At 61.7% G+C, this 20,805-nt stretch carries 18 protein-coding genes; 11 read left to right on the top strand and 7 right to left on the bottom strand.

What is annotated here, in order from left to right; genetic code table 11:
• Positions 1 to 15 precede the first annotated feature (15 nt).
• Genes J2W46_RS22340 through J2W46_RS22325 form a run of 4 tightly spaced genes read left to right on the top strand, consistent with a single transcriptional unit; the run spans position 16 to position 5,173 of the window.
• Positions 16 to 1,506, top strand: coding sequence for an aldehyde dehydrogenase (locus J2W46_RS22340; RefSeq protein ID WP_310356231.1), 1,491 nt, complete (start codon positions 16 to 18; stop codon positions 1,504 to 1,506).
• Positions 1,507 to 1,520: 14 nt separating this feature from the next.
• Complete coding sequence (locus J2W46_RS22335; RefSeq protein WP_087751867.1) at positions 1,521 to 2,486, top strand: VOC family protein; 966 nt, start codon at positions 1,521 to 1,523, stop codon at positions 2,484 to 2,486.
• The gene (locus tag J2W46_RS22330) at positions 2,479 to 3,744 is read left to right on the top strand and encodes an NAD(P)/FAD-dependent oxidoreductase (protein ID WP_310356228.1); all 1,266 of its coding nucleotides are present in this window, start codon (positions 2,479 to 2,481) and stop codon (positions 3,742 to 3,744) included. Before J2W46_RS22335 ends, J2W46_RS22330 begins: the two co-directional genes overlap by 8 nt.
• Positions 3,745 to 3,769: 25 nt before the next feature.
• The gene (locus tag J2W46_RS22325) at positions 3,770 to 5,173 is read left to right on the top strand and encodes an MFS transporter (protein WP_310356225.1); all 1,404 of its coding nucleotides are present in this window, start codon (positions 3,770 to 3,772) and stop codon (positions 5,171 to 5,173) included.
• 120 nt (positions 5,174 to 5,293) lie between these two features.
• Here the strand turns inward: J2W46_RS22325 and J2W46_RS22320 are convergent, their stop codons facing one another.
• From J2W46_RS22320 to J2W46_RS22310, 3 genes are all read right to left on the bottom strand, one after another.
• On the bottom strand, positions 5,294 to 5,755 hold the full coding sequence (locus J2W46_RS22320) for a GNAT family N-acetyltransferase (protein WP_087751920.1): 462 nt from the start codon (positions 5,753 to 5,755) through the stop codon (positions 5,294 to 5,296).
• Between the two features lie 299 nt (positions 5,756 to 6,054).
• A complete protein-coding gene (locus J2W46_RS22315; protein WP_310356222.1) occupies positions 6,055 to 7,158 on the bottom strand; it encodes an NAD(P)/FAD-dependent oxidoreductase in 1,104 nt (367 codons plus the stop codon).
• A 112-nt stretch (positions 7,159 to 7,270) separates the two neighbouring features.
• On the bottom strand, positions 7,271 to 7,474 hold the full coding sequence (locus tag J2W46_RS22310) for a DUF3562 domain-containing protein (RefSeq protein WP_020068703.1): 204 nt from the start codon (positions 7,472 to 7,474) through the stop codon (positions 7,271 to 7,273).
• Between the two features lie 327 nt (positions 7,475 to 7,801).
• Between J2W46_RS22310 and J2W46_RS22305 the strand changes: the two genes are divergently transcribed.
• The 4 genes from J2W46_RS22305 to J2W46_RS22290 all read left to right on the top strand — a co-directional run bounded on the left by J2W46_RS22305 (position 7,802) and on the right by J2W46_RS22290 (position 11,977).
• Entirely contained in the window at positions 7,802 to 8,401 is a 600-nt protein-coding gene (locus tag J2W46_RS22305; RefSeq protein ID WP_310356219.1) for a cytochrome b, read from the top strand.
• Positions 8,402 to 8,455: 54 nt separating this feature from the next.
• A complete protein-coding gene (locus J2W46_RS22300) occupies positions 8,456 to 9,907 on the top strand; it encodes a glycosyltransferase family 2 protein (protein WP_087751919.1) in 1,452 nt (483 codons plus the stop codon).
• A 120-nt stretch (positions 9,908 to 10,027) separates the two neighbouring features.
• Positions 10,028 to 11,236 (top strand): aromatic ring-hydroxylating oxygenase subunit alpha, encoded by a 1,209-nt coding sequence (locus tag J2W46_RS22295; protein WP_020068706.1) that lies wholly within the window; start codon positions 10,028 to 10,030, stop codon positions 11,234 to 11,236.
• Between the two features lie 327 nt (positions 11,237 to 11,563).
• Positions 11,564 to 11,977, top strand: coding sequence for a rubredoxin (locus J2W46_RS22290; RefSeq protein ID WP_310356215.1), 414 nt, complete (start codon positions 11,564 to 11,566; stop codon positions 11,975 to 11,977).
• On the opposite strand, the gene J2W46_RS22285 is transcribed toward J2W46_RS22290, so the two are convergent.
• Both J2W46_RS22285 and J2W46_RS22280 read right to left on the bottom strand, forming a co-directional pair.
• Positions 11,974 to 12,822, bottom strand: coding sequence for an oxidoreductase (locus J2W46_RS22285; protein ID WP_310356213.1), 849 nt, complete (start codon positions 12,820 to 12,822; stop codon positions 11,974 to 11,976). The genes J2W46_RS22290 and J2W46_RS22285 overlap by 4 nt on opposite strands.
• Positions 12,823 to 12,982: 160 nt before the next feature.
• Positions 12,983 to 13,903 (bottom strand): LysR family transcriptional regulator, encoded by a 921-nt coding sequence (locus tag J2W46_RS22280; protein ID WP_087751861.1) that lies wholly within the window; start codon positions 13,901 to 13,903, stop codon positions 12,983 to 12,985.
• 167 nt (positions 13,904 to 14,070) lie between these two features.
• Between J2W46_RS22280 and J2W46_RS22275 the strand changes: the two genes are divergently transcribed.
• Complete coding sequence (locus J2W46_RS22275; protein ID WP_310356209.1) at positions 14,071 to 14,838, top strand: transporter substrate-binding domain-containing protein; 768 nt, start codon at positions 14,071 to 14,073, stop codon at positions 14,836 to 14,838.
• A 40-nt stretch (positions 14,839 to 14,878) separates the two neighbouring features.
• On the top strand, positions 14,879 to 15,994 hold the full coding sequence (locus tag J2W46_RS22270) for a succinylglutamate desuccinylase/aspartoacylase family protein (RefSeq protein WP_310356206.1): 1,116 nt from the start codon (positions 14,879 to 14,881) through the stop codon (positions 15,992 to 15,994).
• A 78-nt stretch (positions 15,995 to 16,072) separates the two neighbouring features.
• Here J2W46_RS22270 and J2W46_RS22265 read toward each other — a convergent pair whose 3' ends face one another.
• Both J2W46_RS22265 and J2W46_RS22260 read right to left on the bottom strand, forming a co-directional pair.
• Positions 16,073 to 18,235, bottom strand: coding sequence for a phosphocholine-specific phospholipase C (locus tag J2W46_RS22265; RefSeq protein WP_310070158.1), 2,163 nt, complete (start codon positions 18,233 to 18,235; stop codon positions 16,073 to 16,075).
• 58 nt (positions 18,236 to 18,293) lie between these two features.
• Entirely contained in the window at positions 18,294 to 18,605 is a 312-nt protein-coding gene (locus J2W46_RS22260; RefSeq protein WP_087751857.1) for a hypothetical protein, read from the bottom strand.
• Between the two features lie 212 nt (positions 18,606 to 18,817).
• On the opposite strand from J2W46_RS22260, the gene J2W46_RS22255 reads away from it, so the two are divergent.
• Positions 18,818 to 20,785 carry an amylo-alpha-1,6-glucosidase gene (locus tag J2W46_RS22255; protein ID WP_310356204.1) on the top strand — a complete coding sequence of 656 codons (1,968 nt, stop codon included), beginning with the start codon at positions 18,818 to 18,820 and terminating at the stop codon, positions 20,783 to 20,785.
• Positions 20,786 to 20,805: the final 20 nt, after the last annotated feature.

The following is a 20,805-nucleotide window of genomic DNA, read 5'->3' as shown; positions in this document are numbered from 1 at the left end:
ACCGGAATGACCGACATGACTCACTTCGATACCAGCCTTGTGCCGACCGGCGATATTTTTATCGGCGGCGAATGGCGGCAGGGACGTGGCAACCCGTATAAAAGCCTGTATCCGGCGGATCAGTCGGTCAACATGGAGATTTCGACAGCCAATGCAGACGACGCCCGCGAAGCCGTGGAAGCGGCCGATATCGCATGGCGTAAAGCAGATTGGTCGGGTTTGAAGCCGCATCAACGCGCGCTAGTTCTGTATCGCATCGCCGATATGATCATGGCGCGTCATGAAGCGCTCGCGCAGTTGCAGCGCCGCGACAACGGCAAGCCAATTGGCGAAACGCGCGTGCTGGTGGCCAGCGCCGCGAACACGTTTCGCTATTTCGCGGCATGCCTCGAAACGCTCGACGAAGAAGTCACGCCCTCGCGCGGCGATTATCTGACCATGAGCGTGTACGAACCGATCGGGGTGATTGCCGCGATCACGCCCTGGAATTCGCCGATTGCATCTGACGCGCAGAAGCTCGCGCCGGCATTAGCGGGCGGCAACGCCGTCGTGCTGAAGCCCGCTGAGGTGACGCCTCTGGTGTCGCTGGCGTTGGCCCGCATCTGCGAGGAGGCGGGCGTGCCGAAAGGCGTGATCAGCGTGTTGCCGGGCAAAGGCTCGGTGATCGGCGACGTGCTCGTGCGTCATCCGCTCGTGAAGAAGGTCTCGTTCACCGGCGGCACGGAGGTTGGCCGCGGCATCGCGCGGATCGCTGCGGACAAGCTGATGCCGGTCTCGCTCGAACTCGGCGGCAAATCGCCGACCATTGTTTTCGACGACGCCGATCTCGACCATGCGGTCAACGGTGTGCTGTACGGCATCTTCAGTTCATCTGGTGAGGCTTGCATTGCGGGCTCGCGTCTCTTCGTGCAGCGCTCGGTCTACGACGCGTTCATGAAGCGTCTCGTTGAAGGTGCGCGCAAGTTGCGCGTGGGCGATCCGTCGCGAGTGGAAACGCAGATGGGTCCGCTGATTACGCAAGCCCACCGCGAAACGGTCGAGCGTTACGTGGCGCTCGGGATCGAAGAAGGCGGACGTCTGCTGTGCGGCGGCGAACGCCCGGTTGGCGATGGCCGCGAACAAGGCACCTATTTTCAGCCGACTATTCTCGAAGGCCTCTCGAACAGCGCTCGCATCTGCCAGGAAGAAATCTTCGGGCCCGTGCTGGTCGCAATGCCGTTCGACGACGAAGCATCGCTGCTGAAGGAAGCGAACAACAGCGTGTTCGGCCTCGCTGCCGGTATCTGGACGCGCGACTACAAGCGCGCCTACCGCACCGCCCGCGCGCTGGAAGCCGGCACCATCTGGATCAACACCTACAAGCTGTTCTCGATTTCGACGCCGTTCAGCGGCTGGAAAGAGAGCGGCATGGGACGCGAGAAAGGCCGGCTCGGCATCCGCGAATACATGCAACAGAAGAGCCTCTACTGGGGCTTGAACGACGCGCCGCTGGCGTGGGCAAACTAGGCAAGAGGCAGGTTATGACGATTCTCGGCATTGAACAGATTATCTACGGCGTGACGGATCTCGCTACCTGTCGCCGCTTTTTCGCGGACTGGGGCTTGAAGGAAGTTGCGCACGACGAAACGCATGCGCGCTTCGAAACGCTCAACGGCTGCACGGTTCTCGCCGTGGATGCGAACGACCCGTCGCTGCCTCCCGCGTTCGAAGAAGGTCCCACGCTGCGCGAAGTGACTTGGGGCGTGGCGAGCAAAGAAGAGCTCGATGAATTGCGCGGACGCTTCGCCGGTCAGCCAGGCCATTTTGAAACCGACGACGCCGTCGGCTGCATCGATCCGAACGGCATGGCGATTCGCGTGGAAGTGACCCGCAAGCGTGCGCTCGACATTCACGGCTCGCCGTCGAACGTGTGGGGCCAAACGTTGCGCGTCGATCAGCCGTCGCCAATCTATGAACATGCCGAACCCGTTGAAGTAGGCCACGTCGTGTTCTTCACGAACAAGCTTGCCGAACAGGAAAAGTTTTATCAGGAGCTGCTCGGCTTCGAAATGTCGGACCGTTATCCGGGCCGCGGCGCGTTCATGCGCTGCGCGCCGCACGGCGGTCATCACGACATTTTCCTGCTCGCGCTGCCCAACGGTAAGCGCGGTTTGAATCACGTCGCATTCACGGTGCGCGATATCCATGAAGTATTCGGCGGCGGCATGCATATCAGCCGCTGCGGTTGGGACACGCAGCTTGGGCCGGGACGCCATCCGGTTTCGTCGGCGTACTTCTGGTACTTCCAGAATCCGGCGGGCGGCCTGATCGAGTACTACGCAGACGAAGATCAACTCACGCCCGAATGGCAACCGCGCGACTTCGAACCCGGCCCGACCGTGTTCGCCGAATGGGCGATCGACGGCGGCATCGACGGCAATACGCGTCGCCAGAAAAACGCGAAGGCGCCGGAAGGCAAGTTCATGACGGAGCGCAAAAATGACTGACGCTGCTACCGCAAAGGCGCAAGCCGCGCATGCCGAACTCGAAGCGCCGCGCACGATTGTCGTGATTGGCGGCGGCCAGGCGGCTGGTTGGGTCGTGAAGACGTTGCGCAAGGAAGGCTTTGACGGCCGCCTCGTGATGATCGCCGACGAAGTGCATTTGCCCTACGAACGCCCGCCGCTTTCAAAGGCCGTACTTTCCGGCGAAGCGGATATCGACACGGTACGTCTCGTGAAGCCCGACGATTTCGACGCGCTGAACATCGAGGCATGGCAGCCGGATTGCGCGACGTCGATCGATCGCGAGCAGCGCATTGTGCGCACGCAATCGGGACGCGAAGTGCAATACGACCGCCTGGTGATCGCGACGGGCGGCGCGGCGCGGCGCTTGCCGGAATCGCTGGTGAGTACATCGCACATTGCCTATCTGCGCACACTCGACGAAGCCGTTGCGCTCGGCGAGCGACTGCGTGCAAGCAGGCGCGTGCTGGTGGTGGGCGGCGGCTGGATCGGCCTGGAAGTCGCGGCGACAGCGCGCAAGCTCGGCGTGGATGCAACCGTGGTGGAAGGCGCGCCGCGTCTTTGCGCGCGCTCGTTGCCGCCGATGGTGTCGGACTTTCTCCTGCAACTGCATCGCGCGAATGGGGTTGATGTGCGCTTGAGCGCTGCGCTCACCAAGCTCGAAGATCATCCGAACGACGCGAATCGCATTCGCGCGACGTTCGCTGACGGCTCGACGCTAGACGCCGATTTCGCGGTGGCCGGCATCGGTCTGACTCCGCATACGGCGTTGGCCGAAGCGGCGGGCGTCAAAGTGCAGGACGGCATCGTGGTCGATCATTTCGGCGCGACCGACGACCCGCGCATTTTCGCGTGCGGCGACGTGGCGAACCATCCGAGCGCGTGGCTCAAGCGCCGTGTGCGGCTCGAATCGTGGGCCAATGCTCAGAACCAGGCGATTGCCACAGCGAAAGCGCTACTCGGCACGTTCGAACCGTACGCGGACATTCCGTGGTTCTGGTCCGATCAGTACGACGTCAATCTGCAGATTCTCGGCGACATTCCCGCCGACGCGCAGCTTGCGGTACGCGGCGATCTGCCGGCGAAGCGCGCGACGCTTTTCCATCTGGAAGACGGCGCCATTCGCGGCGTAATCGCCATCAACACTCCACGCGAGCTCAAGCTTTCGCGCAAGTGGATGAATCAAGGCCGGACGATCGACCTTGCGACATTGACCGACGCCTCAACGGCGCTTGCCTAACCACATCTACGGACGGCACAACGGCATGAGAACCATCGACAACACAATTGCGGAGCGCAGCGGTGCGGGCGTCTCCGGGCCCGTGACGAGAGGCTCGATCATCGCGCGACTCGAGCGGCTGCCGAAGAATGCAATGCAGGTGCGTGCGCGGATTCTGATCGGTCTGGCGACATTCTTCGACGGCTTCGACGTGATCGCTATCGCGGCCACGTTGCCGGTTCTGATCGCGAAGTGGCATCTCACACCGTGGGAAATCGGCTTTCTGATCGGCTCCGGTTCGGTCGGCCAATTGATCGGTGCGTTCATGTTTCCGTGGTACGCCGAGCGTCATGGGCGTGTGCGTGCGATTGCGTTGAGCTCGGGAATTATCGGTATTACGAGTATCGCGTGCGGATTTGCGCCGACGTTCGCCGCGTTTGTCGTGCTGCGTGTGATTCAAGGGCTTGGGCTCGGCGGTGAATTGCCCGTCGCGGCGACCTACATCAACGAAATCAGCCGTGCGCATGGACGGGGGCGCTTCGTGCTGTTGTATGAGATCGTTTTCCCGGTGGGGCTGCTGGCTTCGAATGCGTTGGGCGCGTGGATCGTGCCGCGGTTCGGCTGGCAGGCTATGTATTTTATCGGCGGCATGCCGTTGATTCTGTTCTTCGTGCTGCGCAAACTCGTTCCCGAGTCGCCGCGTTGGCTTGCCGAACGTGAACGCATGGCCGATGCCGATGCCGCGGTGCATGCATTCGAGCGTGCCGCCAAGGGTCCGTTGCCGCCGGTCGCACACTCGGCCGAGTTCGAAGCGATGGCGAATCGTCATCCGAAGCGCCGCATGGGCGATCTGTTCGGTCCCGCGTACCTGAAGCGTACATTGGCCGTTGCGATGTTGTGGATCACGTGCGGCTTCATTCAGTACGGTCTCTCGACCTGGCTGCCGACCATCTATCGCACGATTTATCACGCGCCGCTGCAATTGGCGCTGAATCTGGCGGTGGCCGCTTCGGTGCTCGGCGTGGTCGGGTCGTTGACGTGCGCGTTGCTGGTAGACAAGGTGGGCCGCAAGCCGATCATCAACCTGTCGTTTGTGGCGTGCGCCGTGTCGTTGCTGCTGGCAGGCGTGTTCCACGAGTCGTCGGTGTATGTGGTGGCGACGTTCTGCGCGTTCTCGCTGGGCTTCCTCGCTTGCGGCTTTATCACCGCTTATGTGTACACGCCGGAGTTGTACCCGACCAGCATCCGTGCAATGGGCTGCGGTGTCGGCGGCGCGTGGCTCAAGGTGGCGGCCATTTTTGCACCGGCCATTGTGTCGAAGACGATGATCGGCGGCAATTTGCAGGTAGCGTTTTATGTTCTCGCCGCAGTGCCGTTTCTTGCGGCGGTGGCGGTGCATTTCTTGGGCATTGAGACCAAGGGTAAGGTGCTCGAGCAGCTGGAAGCTTGAAGACGGTTTTCGGTGGGCGGTGATGTAGTGCCGCAATTGCAGGGGACGAAGGGCGCACTGGGTGGTGCGCCTTTTGTTTTATGCGGTGCGCTCGGCATTTCCGTCACCACCCTGCACGTATCACATCTGCTTCCGATACACCACAAACCCCGACTTATCCGCCACCGTGTCATACAACCGCATCGCGGTGTGATTCGTCTCATGCGTTTGCCAGTACACGCGTTGCGAACCATCGGCCTTCGCCCGCTCATACACCGCTTCGATCAGCGCGCGCCCCACGCCCTTGCCGCGCTCGGACTCCAACGTGTACAGGTCTTGCAAATAGCAGATTGGCCCTGCCAGCGTCGTATGACGGTGATAGAGAAAATGCACGATGCCGACCAGCTCGCCATGACGTTCGGCGACCATTGCATGCATCGGTTCGTAGCAATCGAAAAACCGGCCCCACGTAAGATGCGTGATTTCACGCGGCAGCGCCGTGTCGCCAGAGCGGCCATAGAACGCGTTGTACGCATCCCATAGCGGCAACCAGGCATCGAAATCCTGGTGTGTGACGGGGCGGATCTGAATCGTGTCGGACATGCGCGGCTCCTTGTCGATAAGCGAGCCATCGCACAACGCCATGAATTGCTTTCACGTATCGAAGCAGACGCCGGCTCGCAAACCGCAAGCATAAGAAAATCAGCCGGCCATTGTTAGCTCCACAGCGTGCCTCGGATTTAGAACCACGCATCGTCGTAAAAGCGCGAAGCCGACGCTAAGACGACCGCTGCCCCGTCACGTCACGACCCACAGGATTCGATGCAGCGCGTGTCAGCGCCGGCTCGTCGATGTCGTCGTGATGCGGAACGGAAAGCCCGTCCGCGTCGGTCATCGCGTTATCAAACCGTCTCGGCCCTGAGCCATTGCACGAGCGCGGCGTCGTCATCGGTCTGAACTGCATGCGCGACGCGAAGCCCCACTGCCGCGCCGAACTGGTAGCCGTGTCCCGAACAGGCGGACACCACGAGTGTCTTGCCGACGCGCTTTGAAAAGAACCGCTGGTCCGCCGCGAACGTGTAAGCGCAGCTTTCCACCTCGGTGACCGCGTATTCGTCGATGCGGCTAAACGGCGGCGCGAACCGTTGACGCAAACGGTCGCCTTCCCCGGGCCCTGCCGTGCGATCGGCTTCTGCATCCGGCACCGGTTTCTTCAGTGCGCATGCGCCGAACTTCAGATCGGCGCCGTCGATTGGCGGCAATGCATAGCCGTTGCTCCGACCGCCAATGTCCACTATCGCCGGTGCATTCGACCACGCGGTCTCCAGGTCTGCGGGCGGCGTCAAATAGGCGACGAGACTGCGGCGAATCGCAAGGTTGTCGGCAAGCGCGGGAAGGAGCCCCAACGTCCACGCGCCGGTCGCTACCACGAGCCGATCCGCCTGGACCGCGGTGCCGTCGTCGATATGCACGAGTGCCGCCGCCGCATCGATTGCAACCGCTTTAGTGTGCATGCGAATGTCGACGCCGCGCATTCTTAGCCACGCTTTGATGTCGTGGGCGATTCGCGCGCAGAACAGCGCGCCTCCGTCACGATCGAGATATGCGTAGCGAAACGTGGCGGCGTCGAGGAATGGGTAACGCTCGACGGCTTCGTTGGCGTCGAGCCGTTCGTATTCGAAGCCCACGCGGTCGAAGCTCATTCGCAATTGCTCGCCGCTGTCTCCCGGGAATTGCGATATGCCGAGCACGCCGCAGTTTGCGTAGTGGGACACGCCGAGGTCGTCCCACAGCATGTCCCAACTATCGAACATTTCAGCGATCGTTTCCGCATGGCCGTTGGCACCGTCATGGGCGCGGCAAATCATGCCGTGCGCGTCGCGCGACGCGGCAAGCGGATTGGGGATCGAGCCCTGCTCGATCAACGTGACGTCATGCCCCAGCTTGGTGAGCGACCACGCCGTACTTAAGCCGACGATTCCAGCGCCAACAATTGTCACCCGCATACCAATCCTCCGGTAGTTAAACCGGATCAAGTCTAGCGCGGGAAAATAATTGCTGCGTTGAGCCTATCGAAGTCAATTCAGCCGACGATTGATATTGCATAAAACAATACTTTCAATGCTTTCGATGCGAGGCGTCGCGCAGCTTATTGCGGACTTTCTTGGCCGCGAAGAGCGGCACATAATCGAACACCCGCGCGTCGTGGCGATAGTCGGCCAACGTATCGGCGTACATCCTGGAGACGGTTTCCGGCGGCGTGTCGGTTTCCTCGGCAATGCTTCTGACCACTTCGTCCACATTTGGCTCGGGCTGAGACATTGATTCTCTCCAGACTGGCAGCGGTTGAACGGGCGAGCGCGGCGATGCACGCGGCTTTTTATTAGAGGACGTGATTCTCGCCGCCGCCAATTGAATCGGTCTATCGCGCGCCATCTACCACAGAGATTTTTTCTTGCGGTAAGCGTTTCGCTGACTTAGTGCGAACGCTCGACGCTGAAGGCCGCTTGAAATAATCGGAAACAGATCATTCTGCGGGTTTCGGAATAAAACGGCACACTCGGGGGTTCTTGTCTCATGAATGGCGCGCCGCTGACGAGCGGCCAATAGAAAGCTTTGCAACGATCCCCTCTCAGGCCGCACCCACTTATGAATATCCACGCCGAACCATTGAGCAACCAGGCCGGAACATCAGCGCCCTCACGCTATACGCGCACGGCGATCACGCTGCACTGGCTTATCGCGCTGCTGATTATCTGCAACGTCGCGCTCGCTTTGAGCGCGGATTCGCTACCCGACGACTGGGTGCGCCCGGTAATCAATACACACAAGTCCATCGGCATCACGGTGCTCGGTCTCGCGCTCCTGCGCATTCTGTGGCGCGTGTCGCACAAGCCGCCGCCGTTGCCGCGCGAGTTTCCGTCGTGGGAGAAAGTCGCCGCGCATCTCGCGCACTTTCTGCTGTATCTGCTGATGATCGGGCTGCCGCTCTCCGGCTGGCTGCACGATTCCGCATGGAAGGACGCGGCCACGCATCCAATGCGTCTGTTCGATCTGTTTCCGTGGCCGCGTATCGGCTACGTGATGAACCTCGATCCCGGGCTAAAGGAGACGCTGCACGACCGCTTTGGCGCGTTGCATACGTGGCTGGGTTACGCGCTGTATGCGTTGCTTGCCATGCATATCGGCGGCGCGCTGAAGCACCAGTGGATCGATCGAAAGTCGGTTCTGAAGCGCATGATGCCTTGAGCACCCGCTTCGCTCATTTTCCAAACCGCAGCAACGACCGGCTCGTTAGTTACCTTGAAACAGAACCTGGAACAGGCGTTCGCGCTTGCATCGCCCCGTATCGTGTCGCGTGGCACGACGCTTTCGAGCACGTTGATTCATGCGAGCGTCGTCGCCGTGTGGCTGCTGCTGTTCGCGCGTGCGTTCTTTCTGCATGGCGTGGTGGCGTGGTCCACAGGTATCGCCTACGTGATCTACGACACCGTGCTGCTCGCGTTCGTCACATGGAAAACACTGCCGCTGATGCGTCGCGCGGCGCCGCTCGAGCCTGACTACGATCGGCGCAGCTTGCCGGACATCGGCGTGGTGGTCGCGTCACATAACGAGGCGGCTGTGCTGCCGGTCACGATTGCGGCGTTGTTGCGGCAGGTTCACGGCCCAGCCCAAATCGTGATTGCGGACGACGGCTCCACCGACCACACGCACGCGCTGCTCACCGAACGCTTCGGCCTCGTCGCGCCGGCCGAGGGGAAGTTGAGCGCGCCCAGTTCGCTTCATCCCAATCTCTTCTGGCTGCGCATGCCGCACGGCGGCAAGGCGCGCGCGCTGAACGCCGCGATCACCGTGATGAGCACGGACATCGTAATGACCGTAGACGCCGATACGCTTCTCGACGACGACGCCACTTACGCAATGCGCGCCGCTTTCGCCAGCGCCCCCAAGCTCGTCGCCGCCGCCGGCCTGCTGGTGCCGGTTTGCGGCAAGTCCGCGTCTGGCCGTGTGCTGCAATGGTTCCAGACCTACGAGTACATGCGCAATTTCATCGCGCGTTTTGCGTGGATGCGCGCGGACAGTCTGCTGTTAGTGTCGGGCGCCTTCGCGTCATTCAGGCGCGATGCGCTGCTCGACGTCGGCGGCTTCGATCCGCAGTGTCTGGTCGAAGACTACGAGCTGATACACCGGCTGCGCCGCTATTCGGTCGATCATGGCCTCGGCTGGGACGTGCGAGTGGTCGGCGACGCGCATGCGCAAACCGATGCGCCAGACAACCTCGGCAGCTTCCTGCGGCAACGGCGGCGCTGGTTCGCGGGCTTCCTGCAAACGCAGTACTGGAACCGCGACATGACCGGCAATCGCCGCTATGGAACGCTCGGCATGCTGATGCTGCCCGTGAAGGCGCTCGATACCATGCAGCCCATCTACGGCCTGACCGCTTTCGGATTGCTGCTCGCGTTCGTGTTCGGCAGGCACGGCGCAATCGTCGTGTCGATCTTCAGTGTAATCGGCCTGAAAACAGCGATCGACCTCGCTTTTTACCTGTGGAGCGTTCATCTTTATCGGCGCTGGACCGGCAAGCGCAGCGGCTCGAGTATGGGCATGGCGATGCTGGCTGCCATTGCGGAGCCTTTCACTTTCCAGCTGCTGCGGCACCTCGGCGCAGCGCTCGGCTGGTTGCATTTCCTGCGCGGCGGGCGATCGTGGGGCGTGCAGCGCCGCACGGGGCTCGTGGCTCGCGACGAGACCTAGCGGCGCGGTGTTTTGACCCCGCGCAACCCATGCCGTCCCCGGTTCGAGTAGACTGACGCGATTGCGGCCGCGCGAATGCGGCCGCCTACTTTATCCGCACGTGCACGGAGGCTCTACACTATGCATGCTGTTCCCCCGCTCGAACAAGACACCGTCGAGGCGTCCTCAACGCATGCGACATCGCCTAAAGCCGCTCCCACGCTTGGCCAGGCGGCCAGCGGCGCGCCGGTCCGCGACCTGCGCCGCGTCGGCATTCATCCCGACTACTGGTATCCGCTCGCGTGGTCACACGAAGTAAAGCGCGGCAAGACACATGGCGTGACGTTCGCGGGCGATCCGATCGTGCTCGCCCGCACCGAATCCGGCAAAGTTTTCGCGCTCGAAGACCGCTGCGCGCATCGTCAGGTGCCGTTGCACCAGGGCGTGGTCGACGGCGAGTCGATTCGTTGCGGCTACCACGGCTGGACCTATGACTGCTCGGGCAAGTGCGTCGACGTACCGTACCTTGGACGCGAGCGTTTGCCGAACGGCGTGCGCTCGTATCCGTGCCGCGAAGTGGAAGGCCTGATCTTCGTATTTCCCGGCGACCCGGCAATGGCCGAGATTCGCCCGCTGCCCACGTTTGGTTCCGTGTCCGACAAGAAGTACAAGACGCGGCGCTTTGGCCGTCCTGTGAATTGCCACTATTCGTTCATGCACGAGAACCTGATGGACATGAACCATCAGTTTCTGCATCGCCGCCAGATGGGGCAGATGCGCGCGCGTTCGCTCGGGCGGCGGCGCGGCGAAGGCTGGGTCGAAGTGGATTACACGTTTGCGCGCATGGCCGGTCAGCAGCCGATCGGCGAGGCGATCGTGTTTGGTCAGAGCCGCAAAACGGGCGGCGACAACGACAAAGACGTGATGACGATCCGCACCGAGTATCCGTATCAGACGCTGCAGATTCGCACGTCTGAGCAGACGCTCGTCATGGACCTGTGGATCGTGTACGTGCCGCTCGATCGCGAGCAGCGCACCAACCGCACTTTCGGGCTGCTGTCCATTCGCAAGCCAGGTGTTCCCGGCGTGCTGAATCTCGCGTGGCCGCTGCTCGTGTGGTTCACTGAGCGCATCTTCAAGGAAGACCGCGAGATCGTCGAGGCCGAGCAGCGCGCGCACGATTCGCAAGGCGCCGACTGGAACCACGAAGTGTTTCCGGTCATCAACGAACTGCGCGCGTTGCTGCGCGAAAGCGGCGCGCCGGATCAGGTGGTTGGTGCAGGCACCGGCGACACGGAAATCATCCGTTTCTGGGACTCACGCAGCGGCAGCCCGCTCGCGAAAACCTGAGCGGCGAGCGGCAGGCGGCTTTTCCGCCTCGCCGCGAATTAGTCCATCTCCGTCGCGTAAGTAATCCGGTGCGGTCGACCGGCGATAATGGCAACCGGGTGGAAAGCGGGCGGCAACCGATACGCGCAGGTTTGCGCAGATCGGCATACGCCGCACCGCGACCCGTGTACCATTTCGCTTTTTTGATTTCCAAAGACCGCTCCGTGACTACGCAACAATTCCGCACTGCATCGCGCAAACCTCTCACTCTCCTTCAATTGCTCGGCATCATCGGCGCCGCCGGGCTGATCGCTTCCATTTTGCTCAATCTGCTGGTGTAACGCCCTCATGTACAAGAAGGGCGTGGCGCTCGAAATCCAGTTTTCTCCCGAGCGACTCAACAACAACGCTGGCGATCCTTACTGGATCGATTTGACGCAAGACGAAGCGCAGCGCTTGCTGGCAAGCCTGCAAACGCGTTTCGCCGTGGAAAGTTCGGGCACGCAGGCGCCACTCGTTGTCGGCCTGGACGACACGCCTGCCTTGCAACAAGGCAGGCTGGACTCGGCGGCCGTCACCACCGCTTCGGCGGACGACTTCAAGCAGTGGGTCTGCGTGATCTGTGGCTGGATTTACGACGAAGCCGCCGGCTTACCCGAAGACGGCATCGCGCCGGGCACGCGCTGGGCCGACATTCCCGCCGACTGGCGCTGCCCGCTGTGCGACGTGGGTAAGGAAGACTTCGCGCTCGTCGAATTCTAGGCGTCGGGAAAATCGGCGCCCACGGTAGTTGCTTCCCACGCATCGAAGTCCCCGCGCATGAAGTCGAGCTTCTTGCGCGCCAGTTCGAGCGCGGTCTTGCCGAGCAGCAACCGCAGCGGCGGGCGGTCCGACAGGGCCGCGTCGATGATCGCTTGCGCCGCGCGCACCGGATCGCCGGCCTGCTTACCGCTACGGGCTTCGGTCTGCTTGCGCCGCTCGCCGGCGGTGGCCGCATAGTCGTCGATCTCGGTGGCCGATTGCTTGATTGACGGACCGGCCCAGTTGGTTCGGAACGGACCTGGTTCGACGATCAGCACGTCGATGCCGAGCGGCTTGACCTCGGTGGCTAGAGATTCCGACAAGCCCTCCACCGCGTATTTCGTCGCATGGTAGTAACCGGTTGCGGCAAAACTCGTGAGGCCGCCAATCGACGATACATTGACGATCAGACCGCTGCGCTGTTCGCGCATGATCGGCAGCATGGCCTTTGTGATGTCGACGAGACCGAACACGTTCGTCTCGAACATGGCCCGCACTTCGTCGTCTTCACCTTCTTCGATCGCGGCCAGATAGCCATAACCTGCGTTGTTCACGAGCGCGTCGATGCGGCCGAAACGTTGCCTGGCTTGTGCGACGACGTCTGCAATTTGCGCGCGGTTCGTGACATCGAGCGGCAGAACGAGCGCACGCTCGCCGTGCGGCTCGGCAATGTCTTTTACTTTGGATTCGTCGCGTGCGGTAACCACGGCGCGCCAGCCTCGCTCAAGTACCAGTTTCGCGAGTTCGCGCCCGAAGCCGGTCGAACAACCTGTAATTAGCCAGACGGGATTGTCTCGATTCATCATGTGGGAAAACTCCTGTTGATGGTCTGCGACTTTGCCTTGCGCCTTTCGTTTGACTAACGCCTTGAATGCTGCTTGCGCCGGGCAGGGGAACCTGATTGTAGTCGTAGGTCGGCGGTCTCGCTGTGGAGCGCTCCGACGCCCGCGCCACAATTGCGTCGTGTCAACGCGCCCTTACCGTACGTGTGTACGAGGCGATCATGGTCGCCAGTTCCTGCGCGGCGGGCGTGACAGGAATGGCCGCGCGTTGCAGCAGGCAGACGGTCTGCTCGATGGCTCGCTCGCGGACGTCGATCACGGTGAGCGCACTCGCAAAAGGCCCCTGCTTCGCGACAATCGACGACTCCAGCGACAGGCAATTAGTAGCGCCCACCAGGTGCAAGGTCTCGTACAGGCCTTCCACGGTCGCGACGATTTCGGGCGGCGGCAAGCCATGACTTTCGAACAGATGGCTCAGGCGGTTGACTTGCGGATCGTCGGTAAGATTCGGTGAGCGCGTCGCGATCCACGCGCAGCCGGTGAGTTCCGCGAGCGTTCGCGCGCCGGCTTTCGGATGACCCTTGCGGCAGACAATGACCGGGTCGGACGGATAAAGCGGTACGACGGACAGATCGGCAGTATCGGTATGTTTCGACACCAGAGCGACCGCGAAGTCCAACGTGCCTTCACGAATCCACGAGATCATCATGCGCGAGGTGCCGGTGCGCAGATGCAGCGCGACCTGCGGAAAGCGCGTGCGGAAATCCATCAGCACGGGCGCCAATGCGTCGACGAGCGGCTCGGTAGTCATGCCGAACGTGACCTCGCCCGCATAATCGCCGCGCAATTGCTGCACTTCCTGCTCGGCGCGTTCGCATTCGCCGATGATCGCGCCGGCGCGCTGCAACAGCCGCTGGCCCAGCGCGGTCAACGCAATGCCGCGATTCGTGCGGATAAACAGCGTGGCGCCCAGGATCGATTCAAGGTTCTGCAACTGCTGCGTGATGCCGCTTTGCGCGACGCCCAACGCGCGCGAGGCTGCGCGCAGGCTGCCATGTTCGGCTACTGCCTTGAAGGCTCGCAGTTGCGAGATGGTCAACGCCATATGAGCGTCCGTGTGGTAGTTCGCAGGGTGGCGAAGGTATTCAGCCGCACAGGCCGCGTCTGTGATCGGCAAAGGTGATCATGATAGTCGGAACGGGACTTCTATGGAGCGCGGCGCCGGCATACGATGGCTTGGCCACGATCCGTCCACTCGAACCTTCCGCTCCCATGAAACTTCCGCTGATGATCTTCGGCGCCGCGCTGATGTTTAGCTTCGGCGCGTGTGCCGCTGAGTCCAACACGCTGCGCCTGGGCATTGACCCGAGCTATCCGCCGATGGACTCCAAAGCGCCTGACGGCAGCCTCAAAGGTTTCGACGTCGATCTCGGCAACGAGATTTGCCGCCGCATCCAGGCACGTTGCCAATGGGTCGAACTCGAATTCTCGGGGATGATCCCGGCGCTTCAGGCACGCAAGATCGACGCGATTCTTTCCTCGATGGCCATCACGCAGAAGCGGGAGCAGCAAATACTGTTCACGTCGAAGCTCTTTCAATTCAAATCGCGGCTAATTGCACGGCAAGGCTCGCCGCTCGCTGCGGGCCTGCAGGCACTCTCCGGCAAACAGATCGGCGTGCAATCGGGCACGCAGTTCGAAGGCTATGCGCTTACCCACTGGGTGCCGCTCGGCGCGCATGTCGTCGCATACAAGAGCCAGGACGAAGTATTCGCCGACCTGCAGAACGGACGCCTGGACGGCGCATTGCTCGGCTCGGTCGAAGCGGATTTCGGTTTCCTGCGCACGCCGGCCGGCAACGGCTTTGCGTTTGTCGGCGAACCGCTTTCAATGGGCGATCGCGGCACGGGCATCGGCTTGCGCAAGGACGAGACGGCGATACAGGCGTCGATCAACGCGGCGATTGCCGCCATGTTGAAAGATGGCACTTATGCGCAGATCGCAAAGAAGTACTTCGACTTCGACCCATACGGCAATTGATGCCTACGCGTCTTGCTCTTCAACCGACAGCTTTCCACTCATGAACAGGCAATCGCATCCGCTTCTTTCGCCGGCTATCGGCACGCACCGCGAACTGGTGTCGTTTCACTTCGGTCCGGTTGGCAGCGGAGAAAAAATCTATATTCAGTCGTCGCTGCACGCCGACGAAACGCCGGCAATGTTGACCACGGTTCTATTGAAACGGCGTCTCGTGGAGCTCGAACAGCAGGGCAAATTGAATGCGGAGATCGTGCTCGTCCCGGTGGCCAATCCGGTTGGACTCGGGCAATACATACTCGGCCAGTTTTTAGGGCGCTTCGATCTCGCGAGCGGCAAGAACTTCAACCGGCATTTCCTGCGGTTCCCCAAGCTGATTGCGCGGGCCCGCGAAGCGCTAGGCGTCGACGCGGTGGAGAACGTGCGCATTGTTCGTCGGTTGATTGCAGAGGAACTGGCCGCACAAAAGCCGTTGACCGAGTTCGAGTCTTTGCAGTTGGCAATGCTCAAGCTCTCGTTCGATGCGGACGTCGTAATAGATCTGCACTGCTCGCTCGAAGCCGCGATGCATCTGTACACGAGCGAGGCGGCGTGGCCGCAATTCGAACCGTTCGCGCGCTATCTTGGCGCACAGGCCTCGTTGCTCGCAACCAACTCGGGCGGCGAGGCGTTTGACGAAACGCACAGCCTGTTGTGGTGGCAATTGCAGCAGGAAATGCCCGCCGACAAGCCGGTGCCCAACGGCGCGATCGCCGTGACGGTGGAGTGCCGCGGCCAGCGCGACGTGACCTACGAAGCCGCACAGCAGGATGCCGACGCGATCGTCGACTATCTCGTGTGGCGCAAAGCTATTCGACTTGAAGCGAAGCCGCTGCCGCCGCTGTTGACGGCTGCCACGCCGCTTGCGGGCAGTGAGCAGTTCTATGCGCCAGTGAGCGGCATTCTGATTCACCGCGCGAACATTGGCGACACGATTCGCGTGGGGCAGCCGCTGTTCGATATTGTCGATCCATTAACCGACGAAACGACTACGCTCACGAGTCGTACGGAAGGCGTGTTTTATATGCGTCGCGCGATCCGCTTTGTGACGGCGGGCGCGCCGCTTGGGCGAGTGACAGGAACGCGGCCGTTCAGAACAGGCGTGTTGTTAGGGGCGTAGTCACACCAGCATGCGAGAAGGCTTCGGCAAGCCGCGCAGACAACACGTGGCCAGCCGAAGCCTGAGCGTCATACGCTGTTAGTTTGCCACCAGCACCGGCGCGATTGCAGCCGGATCGCTGATACTCGGCCGGCCATTTTCGACGTGGCCTGCAACGCGGCGCAAGAAGCTCTCGTCGTCGTTACTGGTTACCGTCAAGTCGTACCAGTGATGGCTGGCCGCGAGCACCCACGCCTCTTCGATATGCGCTCCCGCCGGCACCAGCACCGGGCGAGGGCGCGCGCCATACGCGTTGTCCGTCACCGTCAAACGCGCGAGCTTGTCGCCCTTGTTGCTGAACTTGAGGAACACGTTGCCGTTCGCGACGTCGTATTGCACCTTCACTTCGGGCTGAGCGGGCTTCTCGTTGTGATGCCCCGCGCCAAACTGCGATGCCTGCGTTGCCCCTTGCGCCGTTGCCGCTACGTTGCCCGCGAATTTGCGTACGAAGCCATTCGGACCGAACACTTCGAATGCATATGCGCCGTTAGTCGTCGTGAGATCGAACGACTCGCTGAGCGACTTGCCTGCTTCAACGGTGTAACGCCACGGACCGTCCGTGCGGTTCGTCGAGTACACATAGAAGTGCGCGCCCTGATCGCCGGTGTTGCCGATAGAAAGTTCGAACGTGCTCTTCTTCGGGTCGGCCTGGCCGTTCACATGCAGTTCGTACGGCAATGCGCGCGCGAAGCGGATGCCGCCTTCCTGCGGGTCGATCGCGCCCGGCGTTGCCGGAACGGTCGGCTTGGGCTGCGTCGCGCATTGGTTGTCGGCGATGCTCTTGTAGTTGCTCGTGTCGGGCAGCGGCGGCACTTTCGAATCCGGCGTGCGGAAATCGAACGCCGTCGTCAGATCGCCGCACACAGCGCGACGCCATGCGGTTATGTTCGGCTCATACACTCCAAAGCGCGTTTCAATGAAGCGGATCACCGACGTGTGATCGAACACCTGCGAGCATACGAAACCGCCCTTGCTCCAAGGCGAGACGATGGTCATCGGCACACGTGGGCCGAGGCCGTAAGGCAGGCCGTCGGCCGTATAGCTGCCGCCGCGACCGGGGTTGACCACGTTGTGAATTTCGCCTTCGGTGCTGACCGTCGACTTGCCCTGCGCGGGCGTGGTCGCGGGTTGCGGCGGCACCATGTGATCGAAGAAGCCGTCGTTCTCGTCGTACATGATGAAGAGCACGGTCTTGCTCCACACCTCCGGGTTCGACGTCAATGCATCCAGAATCTGAGACGTGTATTCGGCGCCGTATGCAGGCGTGTATTGCGGATGCTCAGAGTAGGCAGCCGGCGGGCACAGCCACGAAACTTGCGGCAGCTTGTTGGCGAGCACGTCGGCTTTCAGATCGTCGATCGTGCGCACCGTCTGCGCGCGTTCATACAACGGCGAGCCCGGTTGCGCGTTGATGAAGTTGCTGAAATTCTGCAGGATGTTGGTGCCGTAATTGCCATTCAACGGATCGGAGCCGGTCAGCCCTTGCTGATAGATCTGCCACGAAATGCCCGCGGCTTGCAGGCGCTCGGGGTACGTGGTCCAGGACAGCAATTGATAGTTCGGCGGGCCGTCGCCGTCCACCCAATCGTTGTTATCGAGCAGCGGCCCGCCGAACTTGCCGGTCGGGTCCACGGTGCCGGTCATCAGATACGAGCGGTTCGGGTGCGTCGGTCCTGGCAGCGAACAGAAGTACGCGTCGCATACGGTGAACGCATCGGCGAGCGCGTAGTGAAATGGAATGTCGCCGCGCAGGTGGTAGCCCATTGTCATGTCGGTCTTGGTGGCGGGCCACTGGTCATAGCGTCCGCCGTCGATCGCGGCATGCGTTTTGTACCAGCTGTGATCGAGGTCGCCCACGCATTGCGCGCTCGTCGTCGACGTATCCAGATGAAACGGCAGCACAGGTTTCGTCGGGTCTGCCTTCGACGGTTGATACCACACCGGCTTGCCGCTCGGCAGCGGGATTGGGAAGCGGTCGTTGTAACCACGCACTCCGCGCAAGTGGCCGAAGTAGTGGTCGAACGAGCGGTTCTCCTGCATGAACACGACGATATGTTCGACGTCGCGAATGGTGCCCGTGCGCGAAAACGCGGGAACGGCCAACGCATTGCGGATCGACTCGGGCAGCGCGGTCAGCGCGGCGGCAGCGCCGGCGGATGAAGCCACGGTCTGCAGGAAACGGCGACGGCTATTTGATGTCATCGAATATCACCTTCTGCGGGGGGAAAGAATAGCGCGCCGCGCGCGCCGGTGGAATCGCTCAGTTGCTGTTCGCGCTGTCGCCGGGTGCGTAATGCATGACGGGCGCCACTTGCTGGCTGTCGGCGGCGAGGCTGGCTTGCATGTTCTGTGTGATCGCGTCGGACGCGAGGGCGGGGTCCGCCGCGAGCGTCGCCGAAGCGTTGGGAGGAGATGTTGGAGAAGAGTCCGCTCGACTCGCCGCGTTATTCGCCACAACGCCCGGCGATGAAGACGCATTACTCGACGCGGAATCATCCGCGCCGCAACCGTTTAGCGCTAACGTTGCGAGCGCAACGAACAGCGCGCCAGCGAGGCGTTTGTCTCTTCTCATGTCTGCATCCAGTTTCGTGAGAGCGGATGCAGTCTCTAACCCTTTCAAGAAATAATTGTGAAACGTTTGCGAGTGGGAAAAATGACTCGCGTTTGTGAGTTCTTCGAAAGGAACCGGAAAGTGATAAGTAGGAGAATGGACACGTTAGCGCCATCTGCTTGACGTTCAGGCACACCGAAACATAGCAACCGCCTTGCAAGAGTGCTCACGCCATGACACGCATTGAACGACCTTTCGACATGACGCATCTCGAAGACGAATGGCTTGAAGCCGACGGCTTCGGCGGCTTCGCATCCGGAACCGTGGGCACGCTGCGCACGCGCCGTTACCACGCGTTGCTGTTGAGCGCCACGCGAGCGCCGGGCGGCCGCATTGTGCTCGTGAACGGCATCGAAGCATGGCTCGAAGCGCCGGGCGAGCGTTATTCACTCAGCATGCAACGCTATGTGCCCGATGTGGTCTATCCCGACGCGGCGGCGAACATGCTCGACTTCACCACGGAACCGTGGCCGACATGGCGCTTCCAGTTCAATGCGGAAACCGTCGTCATAGCTGAAGTGTTCGTCAGCAAGGCGACGTGCGAAACGGTATTGCGCTGGAGATGGCAGCGTACGCAAACAGCATCGCAAGCAAGTGGGATCACGTTGAAAGTGCGACCGCTGTTATCGGGCCGCGACTATCACGCGCTGCATCATGAGAACGCCGCGTTTGACTTCAGCGCTCAAACCGGCAGCAATGCCGGCTGCGTAAGCTGGCAACCGTATGGAGATCGGCCGCGTATTCATGCGGCGACGAACGGCGTCTACACACATGCGCCCGATTGGTATCGCAACTTCTGCTACGTCCGGGAGCGCGAGCGCGGGCTCGATTTCAGCGAAGATCTGGCAACGCCCGGCGTCTTCAGTTTCGATCTCGCAGGGGCGCAAGCAGTGATGATCCTCAGTGCGTCGGATATGCCGACCGCACACGCTGCGGCAACGAGCCATGCCGATCAACTGGCCGCCGTCGAAGAACAACGTCGCAATGCCTTCGGCTCGCGTCTGCAACGATCCGCCGACGCCTACGTCGTGCAGCGTAACGAAGGCCGCACGATACTCGCGGGTTTCCCATGGTTCACCGACTGGGGCCGCGATACGTTTATCGCAATGCGCGGCTTGCTGATTGCAACAGGCCAACTCGACGCTGCCGAAGCGATCCTGCTCGAATGGTCTGGAACATTGTCCGAGGGCATGCTGCCTAACCGCTTTCCCGATTACGGCGATGCACCGGAATACAACTCGGTCGATGCATCGCTGTGGTTTATCGTCGCCGTGCACGACTATCTGGCGACGAACCACGCGGGCGCCGCAACCATGAAGCGTCTGCAGCAAGCGGTCGAAGCGATCCTCGCGGGCTATACGCAAGGTACGCGTTTCAACATCAAGGCGTCTGCGGAAGATGGTCTGCTATGTGCGGGCGTGCCCGGCATGCAGCTAACGTGGATGGACGCGAAGGTCGGCGATTGGGTCGTTACGCCGCGTATCGGCAAACCGGTGGAAGTGCAGGCGCTGTGGATCAACGCGTTGCGCATTGCAGCAACGTGGAACTCGCGTTGGCAGCGGCCGGCCGAGCAGGCGTTGCAAGCGTTTCTTAAACGCTTCATCGACCCGTCCACGCAGACGCTTTTCGACAACGTCGATGTGGATCATGTAACCGGCACCGTGGACCGCTCGATTCGCCCGAACCAGATTTTCGCGGTTGGCGGTCTGCCTTTTGCATTGCTTGAAGGCGCGGCGGCGCGCGCGGTGGTCGATCAGGTTGAAGCGCAATTGCTCACGCCGCTCGGCTTGCGCACGCTCGCGCCGTCGGACCCTGCTTATCGCGGCCGCTACAGTGGTGCGCCCTACGAACGCGATGGCGCCTATCATCAAGGAACGGCGTGGCCGTGGCTGCTCGGGCCGTTCGTCGAGGCCTGGTTGCGCGTGCGCGGCGATTCACCCGACGCGCGCCGGGAGGCCCGAACACGATTTCTCGATCCGCTACACACGCATCTCGATCACGCGGGCCTCGATCACATTTCGGAAATAGCTGACGGCGACGCGCCGCATGCCCCCGCGGGCACACCGTTTCAGGCGTGGTCGCTTGGAGAACTGCTGCGGATGGAGCATCTGCTTGCCGGGTTGGATCGCACCGGCGCTTAAACCGCGCTACGATGTGTGTC

Source organism: Paraburkholderia strydomiana (genome assembly GCF_031456815.1).
In the GTDB taxonomy this organism is placed as follows: domain Bacteria; phylum Pseudomonadota; class Gammaproteobacteria; order Burkholderiales; family Burkholderiaceae; genus Paraburkholderia; species Paraburkholderia caledonica.
The sequence above is the reverse complement of the archived record's forward strand: the minus strand, read 5'-3'. Positions and strand labels throughout refer to the sequence as shown.